This window comes from Streptomyces sp. NPDC003032, from assembly GCF_053591415.1.
In genome coordinates, this window is the sequence record NZ_JBSFTT010000007.1 from 319,247 (window position 1) to 332,481 (window position 13,235).

A 13,235-nucleotide genomic window follows, 5' to 3' on the forward strand; every position below is an offset into this window, starting at 1 on the left:
GCTCCTCGAACGCCGGAGGGGCTGATTCCGCCCCTCCGGCCGGGCCCTGAGGAGCTACCTCACCCCCACCGCCCGAATGATCTCCTGGGACACCGAACCACCCCGGTCATCGCTGACCGATGCCCGCAACGACACGGACGCGGCGCCACCCGGCACCTTCAACTTCCCTTGCCACGCCGCCTTCCTGCCGTCCCGCCGCCCCAGCGTGACGTCCCGCCACGACTCGCCCTCGTCGTACGACACGGACAGCTCGCCGCCGCGGATCGTCCCGGTGTCCGCCGCCCCCACGACGTACTCGGAGAAGATCCCCACCGGAATGGCGCGCCCGCCCCGTACATCGCCCGAGAGGGACGTGTCGACGTCGAAGCCGAGGTTGAGCAGCGGCAGGAACGTCTTGCGGTCCGCCGGGGTCTGCTTCGACCTGAACGTCCACTCGGAGTGGCCCTTCGTGGCGAGCCGCCACCGCTCCGCGTCGAGGGTCGTGTCGGTGACGACCTTGTATGTGCGCTCGGCGGGGTCCGCGTCCCACACGTACACGCCGGAGCTCTTGCGCCGGTCGACGCTGACGCCGTCCACGAAGACCTCGCTGACCTGCGTCATCGACTCCTCGTTCCACACGTCGCCGAAGCCGGTGTGGTCGGGGCCGGAGTCGCCCCAGCCGGGCACGTTGAACTCCAGGCTGTCGGCGCGCCGGGTCTGGCCCCAGCCGAGGCCGGTGCCGAGCCACGGGTGCAGGACCGGTCTGAACCAGTTCAGGCCGGTCCGCTCGCCGCCCTTGTAGGGGACGAGGCCGCCGCGCTCCTCCAGGGCGCCGGGCCCGGTGGACGCGGACTCGTGCCACAGCTGTCCCGCGCCCGTGGAGACGTACTCCGTCCGCTCGGCCGGGTAGTCGACCTTCTCCTGGAAGCCGATGCCGACCGGGAAGGTGTCGGTGATCGAGTAGCGGAACTCGCCGCCCGGCGCGGGCTTCACCGCGTGGAACTCCGTGTCGAGTACCGCAAGTTCGCGCTTCTCCGGCCGGTACGTGAGGTCCTTCGGTACGGCTCCCTCATGCCCCTCGGAGAGGTCATAGATGTAAGGGGTGTCGACGGTGCCGGTGCTCTCGACCCTCTTCCCCGCCTTGGCCGCCGCGATGAGCCGGGCGCCGTCGGCGGTGTCGACGGTGGCGATCTGAAGGGGCCGGTCGGCGTTGTCGTCCGTGCCGAACCAGGCGTTGAGCCGCCCCGCCTTTCTGTCGGTCACGAACAGCGCCTCCGCTCCCGCGTCCTGCGCGGCCTGCCCGAGCAGCGCCGGGGTGACCGCGTCCGTACGGCGTACGACGACGGCCTTGCCCCGCACATCCTTGCCCGCGTACGCGGCCGGGGCGCCGTCGCCCGCGTCCACCAGCGCCCACTTGTGCCGCCCCTCGGCGATCGTCCCGCCGGGCTGGGCGACGGCCTCGCCCAGGCCCTTCACATCCACGAGGGGCTTGCCGAGCCGCCAGACCGTGCGGTACTCGAAGCTGCCCTCGGTGACCTCGGTGGTCGGGGCGGCGAAGACACTGTCGTACTTGACGGGCACCTGGACGGCGCCCTGCAGCCCGGCACCGCCGGCCTTCCTGTCGTACTCCATCAACAGCTGCCGCGTCTCGGTACGCCGATCGACCTCGACCCTGACCGGACGCAACTCCTCACCGTCCAAGGTGACTTCGCGGTCCCGGTCGAGGCGGATCTGCGGGTCGGCGAGGAAGTCGAGGCCGAGCGAGTCCTCGCCCTTGGCCCCGCGTACGTCGAGGAACGAAGTGAGGGCGTACGTCCCCGGCTTCAGGCGCAGCTTCAGGGTGCCGGAGTCATCGACGGCGGCCGGGAACGGGTCGACCCCCTCGGTGAGCCTCTGCACCACGAGGTCCGCCGGGGCGGCGGCTCCCTCACGGTCCTTGACGTGCACGGTCAGGGTGTACCGCTCCTCCTCCTTGACCAGCCCGAACGCGGTACGCGCGACCTCCTCGCCGCCGGCGCTCGCGACGACACCGCCACTGGTGTTCCCGACGGGCGCTTTCGCCCCGTCGCCGGTGACGGTGGTCGAGGCGGTGCCGTGCGCCGGGACGGTGAGGGTGGTGTCGCGCAGCTCGACGACACCGTCGGCGACGCCGTGCACGCGGAGATCCAACTCCACGCGGGTGTCGGACGAGTTGACATAGGCAATGGTCTTGCGGACCGGTTCATTGTCGCCGTACGGCCATCCGTGGAAGCCGAGATCGACGCTGCCGCTGGCGGTGACGTCGGCGTCGACGGCATCGGGCACGCTGACGCGCCCGCCCCCCACCTCATACACACTTTCTTCGAGACGCCGGGAGCTGGACATCAGGGCGTCCTTGAGCCGGGTGCCCGTCCAGTCGGGGTGCTTCTCGGCGAGGAGGGCGGCGACGCCCGCGATGTGCGGGGTCGCCATCGACGTACCGCTCATCTCGGTGTAGAAGCCGTCGCCGCCGGTGAGTCCGGAGCGGGCCGCGAGGATGCCGACGCCGGGGGCCGACAGGTCGGGCTTGAGCGCGTGGTCGCCGGCGCGGGGCCCCTGGCTGGTGAAGTGGGCGGCCTTGTCGCCGGAGTCGACGGCGCCGACGGTCAGCGCTGCGTCGGCGGCGCCGGGCGAGCCGATGGAGGAGGGCGCGCCGGTGTTCCCGGCGGCGATGACGAAGAGGGCGCCGGTGTCCTTGGAGAGCGAGTTCACGGCGGTGGCCATCGGGTCGGTGCCGTCACTGGGCTCCTGCGAACCGAGGCTCATGGACACGATGTCGGCGTCGACGTCCTTGGCGGCCCACTCCATGCCGGCGATGATCTCCGACTCGCTCCCGAAGCCCTCGTCGCTGAGGACCTTCCCGATGGCGAGGGAGACGCCGGGCGCGACGCCCCTCTCCTTCTCCCCCTCCGAGGCGGCACCGCTGCCGCCGACGGTGGAGGCCACGTGGGTGCCGTGCCCGTTGCGATCGGCGACCTCCTCCCCCGGCACGAAACTTCTGCTCTCTCCGACACGCCCCGTGAGATCCGGGTGGTCACCGTCGACCCCTGTGTCGAGGACGGCGACCTTCACACCCTTCCCCGTGAGTCCGGCCTCCCAGGCCTTGGGGGTGCCTATCTGCTCATTGCTCCGCGCCATGTCGGCCTCGACACGGCCGTCGAGCCAGACCTTCTCGATGCCGGACGCCTCGTCGCGTACGGAGGGCCAGAGGGCGCCGGGCTTCTCGGCGGTCACGGCGAGGCCCGCGACGCTGGGCAGGGACCGCACCTTTTCGGTGCCGCGGGGCAGACGGGGCGCTCCTCCGTTCCCGTCGCCCTTTCCGTACATGACGATGAGCGGAAGCGAGGTGGCTCCGCCTCGCCGCTCGGCGACCCCCTGCCTGATCAGCCCGGTGACGTCGAACAGCCGCTCGTCCAGCGCGCCGGAGCGCAGATACGGCCGTGCCTCGTCCGGTACGACGGTGATGTGCCCGCCCGAAATCAGACTCCGCACGGCCCCGCTCGCTCCTGCGGGCCGCTTGACGGTGACGGTCTGTTTGCCGCCGGGGAGCGGGGTGACGGTGACTTCGTCACCGGTGATCAGAGTGACGGTGTGGGCGGCGGCGCGTGTGGTGCGTGCGTCGGGGCCGGCAGGGGCCGGATCATCATCGGCGGCGGCGCTCTGCCCGGCGGGAAGCAGGGCGAACACGAGACCAACGGCGACGCCGAGCCCGGCTCTTCGCGAAGCGGGGGCTCTGCTCATGGGGGCTGCCTCTCTTCGTCGGACCCGGGCGGGGGGGTGCCCGAGTGCTGCGAAAAGTGTCAGGCGCCGTGTGTTGCAGGGGAGTTGACGCGACGTGGCGGAAAGCCGCCAGGGGTACTACCCGCCAGAGCGGCCGGTGCGGGGAGCCCCCACGGGGTCCCCGGGGACGACCCGCCCAGCCCCGACGAACCCGCAGAGCCCACGAACGCCCACGAACACAACCCATCCGGCCGCACCCCACCCGGCTCAGCCCAGCGCGCGCGCCCCCGCAATCCCCCCGCACGATGCGAAACAGGACCGCCGACCGACGGTCCGTACGGTCTGCGCTCTCGGGAGGACCTGCCATGACCGTCAGACTGGAGCAGCTGCGCCGCTGTCATATCGCCGTCGACCTCGGAGCCGCGAGGACCCGGGTGTACGTGAAGGGCGCCGGACTCGTCGTGGACGAGCCGAGCGTCGCCGCGGTGAACACGCAGACAGGCGCACTCATCGCGGTCGGCCACCTCGCCGAGCAGATGACGGGCCGTACGCCCGGATACATCCGCGTGGCCCGCCCCGTCTCCGGCGGCAGCGTCGTCGACATCGAGATGGCACAACGGATGCTGCGCCAACTGCTCGGCGAGAAGCTCCGCCGCACCCTGCGCCGCAAGCCGAGGCTGCGCGCCGCCGCCTGCACCCCGCACGACGCGGACCCGCTGGCGCAGCGCGCGGCGGTGGAGACGATGGTCGGCCTCGGCGCCCGCCGGGTCGAACTGGTGGACACCCTCATCGCGGCGGCGGTCGGCTGCGGCCTCCCCGTGGAGCGCGCCGAGGCGACGATGATCCTTGTCTGCGGCGCCGCCACCACACAGGTCGCGGTCCTCTCCATGGGCTCGATCGTGACGGCCGAACGGATCCCGGTGGGCGGCGAGGCCATCGACAACGCGATCGTGCAGCACCTGCGCCACCAGCACGAACTGATGCTGCCCTCGCAGTCCGTACGCCCCCTCCAGCTCGCCCTGAGCGGCAACGGCCTCACTCCGCACGGCCCGGAGTCCACGGAGATCCACGGCAGGGACGTCGCGACGGGCCTGGCCCGCTCCGTCCACGTCGACACCGCCGCCGTCCGCGACGCGATCCACACGCCGCTCACGGCCGTGCTCGACGGCATCGGCAAGGTGCTGCGCGACTGCCCGCCGGATCTGGTGGCCGACCTCGCGGACCGCGGGATCATGATGGTCGGCGGCAGCGCGCGGCTGCCGGGCCTGGACCAGATGCTGCGGGACGCGACGGGGATGCCCGTGCAGATCGCGGAACGGCCTGATGTCTGCGCCGTGCTGGGGCTCGGTGCGATGCTTGAGGGCAAGATCCAGCCACTGGTCCTGGACCCGCTGTCCGGCTGACCGACACGGGCCCGACACGGCGCGCCAGGGCGCTACAGCGACACGGCGACACAGCGACACGGAGTGCATGACGGATATGCCCGACGGAGCGGACGCACCGCTGCCCTCGATGCCGCTGCTGGAGGCGGTCCTCTGCGTCGGCACGGACCTCGAACTGCGCGCCACGCTCCAGCACATCGTGGACAGCGCGGCGCGGCTGACGGGGGCGGGGTACGGCACGCTCGCCGTCACCGCGCCCTCCCAAGGGGGTCAGGCCGAGACATTCGTGGCGGGCGGCGACGGCACACCGCCGCTCCGCGCCGAGACGGACGACGACGTCATCCACGTACCGATCCACGTCCACGACGAGGCGTTCGGCGACCTCCTGCTCACGGACAAGACGGAGGGGCCGTTCACCGAAGAGGACCGGCAGCTCCTGAAGGTCCTGGCGAGCCAGGCGGGCATCGCGATCGGCAACGCCCGCCTGTTCGAGGCAGCCCGCCAACGGGAGCGCTGGATCGAGGGAGCCGCGGCGGTCACCACGGCCCTGCTCACGGGCGAGGCGGCGGCCGACGCCCTGATGACGGTCGCGCACCGGGCAAGAATCCTCGCGGACGCGGCAGCGGGCGTGATCCTGCAGCCCACGAAGACAGGCGGCATGCGCATCGTCGCCGCCTCCACAGACGGCACTCCCCCTGGCCGGGACGCCTCCAGCACCGAGGCCCCTACGGGGGGACGGCCGCCGGGCGCCACCGGGTCCCCTGGCCCGGCAGCTACCACCGGGTCGGCCGGATCGCCCGCGCTCGACACCGCCCAAACCCCAGCCCCACCCCCTACCCACAACGACCTCATCGGCACCACCATCGAACCCGGCAGCACAGTCCTCACGCAACTGCTCGGTGGAGAGCCCGTGTTCATCGAGGACTCCGCGACCGACCCCCGGATGACGACCCACGTACGCGCCCGTTTCGGGCCGAGCATGATGTTGCCGCTCCAGGCCGGCGGGCGGCTCATCGGGACGCTCGCGCTGCCCCGCAGACGCGGCGCGCCCGCCTACACCGCGGCCGAGCGGCAGCTCGCCACCCAGTTCGCCTCGCAGGCCGCCCTGGCCCTCGTACTCGCCGACGCCCAGCAGAGCCGGCAGCGCCTCGCGGTCTTCGAGGACCGCGACCGCATCGCCCGCGACCTGCACGACCTCGTGGTCCAGCGCCTCTTCGCGACCGGCATGATGCTGGAGTCGACCCGCCGCAAGGCCCGCTCCACGGAGGTGGAGTCCACGCTCGGCCAAGCCGTCGACGAGCTGGAGTCCACCATCCAGGAGGTCCGCACGGCCATCTTCGCCCTCCAGCAGCCGCCCGCCGACGCCCCGACCACCTTCCGCGGCAAGGTGCTGCGCGAGACGGCGGGCGCCGCCGCGGTCCTCGGCATCCAGCCGTCCGTGCACTTCGCCGGCGCCGTCGACACCCGGATCACGGACTCGGCGGCGGGCCACCTCCTCGCCGCCCTGCGCCGCGCGCTGGCCGCCGTGTCACGCCGCACCGGCGTCACACGCGTCGACGTCGCGGTCGACGCGCGGGCGACGCTTCCCGACGGCCGGGAGGGCGTACGCCTGACGGTGTACGACGACGGGACCACGGACGGCGTGGAGCCGGGCACGACGGTGGCGTGGCAGGCCCCCCTGCAGTAGCCGACGGCACGTCAGAGCTCCACCACCGAAACCTCCGTCGCCTTCACGCTCGTCCACACCTCGGCACCGTCCGCGAGCCCCAGCTCCACCGCCGCCTGCGGAGTGATCTCGGCGACGAGGTCGGGCGCCTCGCCCGAAGCGATCAGTACGCGCAGTCTGCTCCCGGCGGTCGTGACCTCCCGCACGGTCCCCCGCCACACGTTGCGCGGACTCCCCCCGGGCCTCTCGCGGTGCACGGACACCGCCTCCGGCGCGATGACGGCCAGCGCCCGCGTGCCCGCGGCCGGTGGATCGGCGACGACCAGACGGCCCTGCCCGGCCAGGACGAGCGTGCCGTCCGCGTCGGCCGTGCCCGGCCAGGCGTTGCGCCCGAGCATGCGCGCCACCCAGGGCGAACGCGGGTGACGGGTGACTTCGGCGGGCGACGCGTCCTGCAACGTACGCCCTTCGTCGAGTACGAGGACCCGGTCGGCCAGCGACACGGCCTCCACGGGATCGTGCGTGACGATGAGGCACACCCCGCCGAAGCCGTCGAGATGGCGCCGCAGGGTGTGCCGGACGTGCGCGCGGGTGGTCTGGTCGAGGGCGGCGAGCGGCTCGTCAAGGAGCAGCAGCCGGGGCCGGGCCGCGAGCGCCCGGGCCAGGGCGACCCGCTGGGCCTGCCCGCCGGACAGCTGGGCGGGCCTGCGGTGCGCGAGGTGCCCGACGCCGAGCCGGTCGAGCCAGGCCTGCGCCTCACGGCGGGCCCGCGCGCGCCGGACACCCTGGGCGCGCAGCCCGTACGCGGTGTTGCCGAGCGCGTTCACATGCGGGAAGAGCGCACCCTCCTGGGGCACCCAGGCGACCCCGCGGCGGTGCGGCGGCAGCGCGGTGACGTCGCGTTCACCGAGCAGCAGCCGCGCGTGGGCGCGCGGCGTCAGGCCGAGGAGGGCGCGCAGGAGGGTGGTCTTGCCCGCGCCGTTGGGCCCGACGACGGCGATGGTGGTGCCGGGCCCGGCGTCGAGAGTCAGCTCGTTGAAACCGGTGACGTCGGCGTGCAGCGCCCATTTCGCCTCCGGGGCGGGGCCTTCGGCGAGCGGCGGCTCGCACCTGGCGGCCGCCACCCCGTCCCCCACACCCCCGGCACCCCCGGCACCCCCCGCAACGCCCCCGAAGCCCGCCCCGTCCCCCACATCCCCGGAGGCCGCCCCCTCGCCATCCGCCGACGGCGCACGCACCCGCACGGACGCCCCGGCCGACCACCGCCCCCGCAACCCCACCAGCACGGCCATGGCGATGGCGAGCAGCAGCAGCGACAAGGAGGTCGCGGCCTCCGGGGAGTCCTGGAGGAGCAGGTAGACCTGGAGCGGCAGGGTCTGCGTGGTGCCGGGAAGGTTGCCCGCGAAGGTGATCGTCGCGCCGAACTCCCCCAACGCCCGCGCCCACGTCAGCGCGGCGCCCGCGACGAGCCCGGGGGCGACCATCGGCAGCGTGACGGTGAAGAACACCCGTACGGGAGAAGCCCCCAGCGACGCCGCGGTCTCCTCGAAGCCGGGCCGCAGCCCGCCGAGCGCGCCCTCCAGGCTGATCACGAGGAACGGCATCGACACGAACGTCGCCGCGACCACCGCACCCGAGGTGTGGAAGGGCAGCACGATCCCGAAGGTGCCCTCCAGCCAGGGCCCGAGCACCCCGCGCCGCCCGAAGCCGAGCAGGAGCGCGACGCCGCCGACGGTCGGCGGCAGCACCATCGGCAGCAGCACGAGGGAACGTACGAACGCCTTCCCTGGAAAGTCCACGCGCGCCAGCAGCCACGCCAGCGGCACCCCGAGCAGCAGGGAGAGCCCGAGCGCCCAGCAGGACACGAGCAGGGACAGTTTCAACGCCTGGGTGACACCGGGCGCGGACAGATGCCCCGCCAGCTCCCCCCACTCGGTGCGGGCGAGGATGCCGATCAGCGGCATCAACAGGAACGCGATCGCCAGCAGCGCGGGCAGCGCGAGCGCGACGGGCGTCCGGGGACGGCCCGTAGAACGGTCACGGAGACGGAGACGGAGACGGAGACGGAGACGGGGGCGGGAGCGGAGACGGGGGCGGCTCATCGGCGGTCCTGGGGGTTCGGTGGTGGTGACGCGTACGACCGGGCGCCCGCTGCGGGGAGGCGTCGGGCGCCCGGAAGTCGATGGCCCGCGGGCGTACTCGCGTTACTCGCGTTACTCGCGTACTCGCGTTACTCGCGTTACTCGCGTACTCGCGTACTCGCTACGGCTTCTGGAAGCCCGCGTCCCGCAGCAGCTTCTGCGCCTCCGGCGAGCCGAGCCACTTCACGAACGCGGCCGCCGCCTCCCCGTGCCCGGAACCCTTGAGGGTCGCCGCCGGATAGGAGGCCACGGCGTTCTGTGCGTCGGGGATCTCGACGGCGTCGACCTTGCCGGGCGCGGTCGCGGCGTCCGTCTTGTAGACGATGCCGGCGTCCGCCTCACCGAGTTCGACCTTGCTCAGCACGGACCGGACGTTCGCCTCCTTGGAGACGGGCTCCACGGCGACGTGCTGCTTGTCGAGGACCTGCTTGCTGTACCGCCCGACCGGCACGGTGTCATCGGCGAGTACGACCTTCAGCCCGCCGTCGGCGAGATCCTTCAGCCCTTTGACCCCCTCCGGGTTCCCCTCACGGGTGACGATCACGAGGCGGTTCCTGGCGATCACGCTGGGAGCCCCGGTCTCCGCCTTGAGGTCGTCCATGGTCCTGGTGTCGGCGGTGACCAGCACATCGGCGGGCGCCCCCTGCCTGACCTGGGCGGCGAGCTCCTGCGACCCGGCGGCGGAGACCGTCAGCTCCGTGCCCGGGTGCTCCTTCTCGTACGCCTTCTCGGCGGTGGCGAAGACATCGGTGAGGGAGGAGGCGGCGAGGACGGTGAGCTCGACGTTCTTGCCGCCGCCCTTCTTGCCGCCGCCCTTCCTGCCCGCGCTGTCGTCGTCGCTGCCACATGCGGCGAGCGGCACGAGCAGCGCGGCGGTCACGACCGCGGCGGCGGCCCGGCGGACCACGGGTACGGGGAACTGCGGAGATCGCGGGGACTGCGGAGACTGAGGGGACTTCGAGAACATGAGCGGGCTCCTGGCTCAGGCGCGGTCGATGTGCACGCTGGTGGACTTGACCCGGGCGGTGGCCTGCATACCGACCTCAAGGCCGAGCTCCTCCACCGCCTCACGGGTCAGCAGCGAGACCAGGCGGTGCGGGCCCGCCTGGATCTCCACCTGGGCGGCCACGTCACCGAGCTTCACGGCGGTGACGATGCCGGGAAAGGCGTTGCGGGCGGAGGTGTACGAAGCGTCCTCCTCGCCCGCGCCACCGCCCGCGCTCTGCGCGACCTCGACGGAGAAGGCGGCCAGATCCCGGCCGTCGATGAGCCGCCGCCCGCCCTCGTCGCGGTGCGTGGCGACCCGCCCGGCGTCCGCCCAGCGGCGGGCGGTGTCGGGACTGACCCCGAGCAGACGCGCGGCCTGCCCAATCGTGTAGGACTGCATGTGCGACAAGATATCGCCATTCTCCTCGCATCTGAAATATTTAAGACGAATCTCCATGGCAGATGCGCGACTGAATGGAGGAACCCCCAATCGTCGGGACCAACACCCCCGTACGGGAGCAGGATTACGTCGGCGAAGTCGGCCAACTCGCCACCCCATGGCACTCTTCGGCAAGCACAAGCGCGACGACGGCACAGACCCCGGTCCCGACCCCGGCCCCGGCCCCGGCCCAGAGGTCGAGGAGGCCGCTCCCGACGAACCCACCCAGCTGCCCGGCCGCTCCTGGTGGTCGGTCCTGCGGCGCACCGGCAAGGAGTTCATGGACGACGACCTGCCCGACCGGGCCGCCGCGCTGACCTACTACGGCGTGCTGTCGCTCTTCCCCGCGCTGCTCGTCCTGGTGTCGGTCCTCGGGGTGATCGGGAAGAAGGCCACCGACTCGGTCCTGAACAACCTGGAGAAGCTGGCGCCGGGCCCGGTGCGCGACCTGTTGAGCGACGCCGTACGGCAGTTGGAGGACAGCGGGAGCACCAGCGGCGCGGTGGCGATCGCGGGCCTGCTCCTCGCGGTCTGGTCCGCCTCCGGCTACGTGGGCGCCTTCATCCGTGCCTCCAACGCCGTCTACGACCTTCCCGAGGGCCGCCCGGTGTGGAAGCTGACCCCGCTGCGGATCGCCCTGACCGTGGCCCTGATGATCCTGCTGGCCGTCAGCGCGCTGCTCGTGGTCTTCACGGGGCCGCTCGCCGAGCGCGCGGGCGACGCCATCGGCGTGGGCGACGCGGCGGTCACCGCCTGGTCCATCGCGAAGTGGCCGGTGCTGCTGCTCATCGTCGTCTCGATGATCGCCCTGCTCTTCTGGCGGGCCCCGAACGTCCACGGCCCGGGCTTCCGCTGGCTGAGCCCCGGCAGCGTGCTGGCGGTGCTCCTGTGGCTGGTGGCCTCCGGCGGATTCGCGCTGTACGTCGCGGGCTTCGCCTCGTACAACAAGACGTACGGCACCCTGGCGGGCGTCGTCATCTTCCTGGTCTGGCTCTGGCTGTCGAACCTGGCGATCCTGCTCGGCCTGGAATTCGACGCGGAGCTGGCCCGCCAGCGCGCGATAGCCGGCGGCATGCCCGCGGAGGAGGAGCCGTACGTAGAACCGCGGGACACCCGCAAATGGCCCCGCCGCCGCGGTTCCCAGCCGGGCCCGGCGTCCTGATCCTGGACCCTGCTCGACTCTGCTTGTTCGGGACCGGTGGACCGGTCAGGCACTCGCCATCTGCCCGGAGACGGCGACGCGGAGATCGAGGAGTTGTCGCGTGTGGACGGGCACGTGGTCTTCGGCGAGGCCGTCGATGAGGCTCGCCAGCGACATCGGCCGGTCCAGGACGAGTACGTCATTGGACAGGAGGAGCGACGGCACCAGTACCGAGGCGGCTTTCTCGTTGAGCTGCTCGGCGATGTCACTCAGGATGGCGGCCTGGCTCCGGACGTGGTCGATCAGTTCCGTCCGGCCCGAGTGCTCGGCGATGATCCGGTCGAGATTCCAGGTGTCGAGGGAGATCCGGTTGTCGAAGGTGGGCCGGGAGCCGGCCATGACGCCCAGGGCGACCGCTGAGATCGAGGCGTCGACGCTGAGGACGTGAGCCAGGATCTGGTCGGCGTTCCATCCTCCGTCGTCCGCGTCGCCGAGGTCGGGGGTGGCCGCCGCATCGAACAACCGGTCGTAGGCGCTGCGAAGTGCCGTCGTATCCATCGTGTGCTTCCCTTCAGTCGGGGCGTGCCGGTCAGTTCGGTCAGGGCGTGCCGGTCAGTCGGGGCGTATCAGACTCGAATCGCGCTCCGCCGCCTCAGCGACGCGTTTGATGTTCGCCAACCGCCGGTCCCAGTCGGCCGCGAGCGAGGCCATCCACTGCGCCGCGGCGTCCAGCGACGCGGGCCGCACCGCGTACCGCACCTCGCGTCCGACCCGGTCGCCGGAGACCAGCCCGGCGGCGTCCAGGACGGCGAGGTGCTTGACCACCGCCTGCCGTGAGACGGGAAGTCCCGCGGCGAGCGTCGTGGCAGTGGCCTCGCCCTGTGCGGCGAGCAGATCGAGCAGCCGACGCCTCGTCGGGTCGGCCAGCGCGCTCAGGACGCTGTCGACGGCCTCGCCTGCGCCGGGATGTTCCTCCCTCACGTGGAGGGCTGTTCGGCGCGCTTCTTGAGCGCGTCGAGCTCCAGGGGCCAGCCCTGGCTGTGGTCCCTGAGGTTCTCACCGCGCAGTTCCTCGGATGCCGCCAGCGCCGAGAATCCGCTCTCGACGACGCGGAGCCGTGTCTTGCCGCCTTCCTGGGTCAGCGTGAACTCGACGAGGGTGCTGTTGTTCTCGCGCAGTTCCTCTCCAGGGAACGCGCTGGTCCAGCGGTATGCCAGGTAGGTCGGCGGCTCGACCTTCTCCACACGCACCGGGAAGTCCCCGTGCTCGGCGTGCTTCGCCACCATCGACTCGCCCTCCCTGGCCACGGTGCCGGGCAGACTCGCTTTGTCGGCCACCCAGAACCCGGGCTGAGCCACCAGTGCCCACACTCGCTCCAGGGGCGCGGCGATCAGGGTTTCGCGTTCGATCCGGTCGTCATTCATGGGGACTCCGCACGCTGCCGCCATCAGATGCAACTCCAGGGTTGCACATGAATCCCTCAAGGTGCAACCAGCGGGTTGCACTCGGGTCGCACCTTGCGGGCCGCACCTTGGTGGGCATCACTGCACAGTGGGCATCACCGCACAGTCGGGCGCCAACGATCTCCGGCGTGTCGCTGCAAAGAGAGCGACCGTCGCGGGCGCACAGTTGACGCAGGTGGAATCGTTCCTGCGCCCTGACGCCTGGGTGGGGCGGGTGGGACTCGAACCCACGGCCGACGGATTATGAGTCTGCGGGAGTCCCGTAAGGTTTCGTTGCGTTAAGTTGCCTCGCGTTGTGC

10 protein-coding genes are annotated in these 13,235 nt (G+C 72.0%); 3 read left to right on the forward strand and 7 right to left on the reverse strand.

Annotation, left to right across the window (positions count from 1 at the left end; translation table 11 throughout):
- Positions 1-54 precede the first annotated feature (54 nt).
- Positions 55-3,738 (reverse strand): S8 family serine peptidase, encoded by a 3,684-nt coding sequence (locus ACWDZ7_RS13265; protein ID WP_451796767.1) that lies wholly within the window; start codon positions 3,736-3,738, stop codon positions 55-57.
- A gap of 344 nt (positions 3,739-4,082) precedes the next feature.
- On the opposite strand from ACWDZ7_RS13265, the gene ACWDZ7_RS13270 reads away from it, so the two are divergent.
- Positions 4,083-5,120 carry a rod shape-determining protein gene (locus ACWDZ7_RS13270; protein WP_451796768.1) on the forward strand — a complete coding sequence of 346 codons (1,038 nt, stop codon included), beginning with the start codon at positions 4,083-4,085 and terminating at the stop codon, positions 5,118-5,120.
- 67 nt (positions 5,121-5,187) lie between these two features.
- The gene (locus ACWDZ7_RS13275) at positions 5,188-6,786 is read left to right on the forward strand and encodes a sensor histidine kinase (RefSeq protein WP_451796769.1); all 1,599 of its coding nucleotides are present in this window, start codon (positions 5,188-5,190) and stop codon (positions 6,784-6,786) included.
- An 11-nt stretch (positions 6,787-6,797) separates the two neighbouring features.
- Here ACWDZ7_RS13275 and ACWDZ7_RS13280 read toward each other — a convergent pair whose 3' ends face one another.
- From ACWDZ7_RS13280 to ACWDZ7_RS13290, 3 genes are all read right to left on the reverse strand, one after another.
- A complete protein-coding gene (locus tag ACWDZ7_RS13280; protein ID WP_451796770.1) occupies positions 6,798-8,867 on the reverse strand; it encodes an ABC transporter permease in 2,070 nt (689 codons plus the stop codon).
- 160 nt (positions 8,868-9,027) lie between these two features.
- On the reverse strand, positions 9,028-9,873 hold the full coding sequence (modA, locus tag ACWDZ7_RS13285; RefSeq protein ID WP_451796771.1) for a molybdate ABC transporter substrate-binding protein: 846 nt from the start codon (positions 9,871-9,873) through the stop codon (positions 9,028-9,030).
- A gap of 15 nt (positions 9,874-9,888) precedes the next feature.
- Positions 9,889-10,293: a TOBE domain-containing protein gene (locus ACWDZ7_RS13290; protein ID WP_451796772.1), complete on the reverse strand. Its 405-nt coding sequence runs from the start codon at positions 10,291-10,293 to the stop codon at positions 9,889-9,891.
- 157 nt (positions 10,294-10,450) lie between these two features.
- Between ACWDZ7_RS13290 and ACWDZ7_RS13295 the strand changes: the two genes are divergently transcribed.
- Positions 10,451-11,494 (forward strand): YihY/virulence factor BrkB family protein, encoded by a 1,044-nt coding sequence (locus ACWDZ7_RS13295; RefSeq protein WP_451796773.1) that lies wholly within the window; start codon positions 10,451-10,453, stop codon positions 11,492-11,494.
- A 45-nt stretch (positions 11,495-11,539) separates the two neighbouring features.
- Here the strand turns inward: ACWDZ7_RS13295 and ACWDZ7_RS13300 are convergent, their stop codons facing one another.
- From ACWDZ7_RS13300 to ACWDZ7_RS13310, 3 genes are read right to left on the reverse strand one after another with little or no spacing between them, the layout of a single operon-like run.
- On the reverse strand, positions 11,540-12,031 hold the full coding sequence (locus ACWDZ7_RS13300) for a hypothetical protein (RefSeq protein WP_451796774.1): 492 nt from the start codon (positions 12,029-12,031) through the stop codon (positions 11,540-11,542).
- A 54-nt stretch (positions 12,032-12,085) separates the two neighbouring features.
- Positions 12,086-12,454, reverse strand: a complete 369-nt coding sequence (locus ACWDZ7_RS13305) for an ArsR/SmtB family transcription factor (protein WP_451796775.1) — start codon at positions 12,452-12,454, stop codon at positions 12,086-12,088.
- Positions 12,451-12,897 carry an SRPBCC family protein gene (locus ACWDZ7_RS13310; RefSeq protein WP_451796776.1) on the reverse strand — a complete coding sequence of 149 codons (447 nt, stop codon included), beginning with the start codon at positions 12,895-12,897 and terminating at the stop codon, positions 12,451-12,453. Before ACWDZ7_RS13310 ends, ACWDZ7_RS13305 begins: the two co-directional genes overlap by 4 nt.
- Positions 12,898-13,235: the final 338 nt, after the last annotated feature.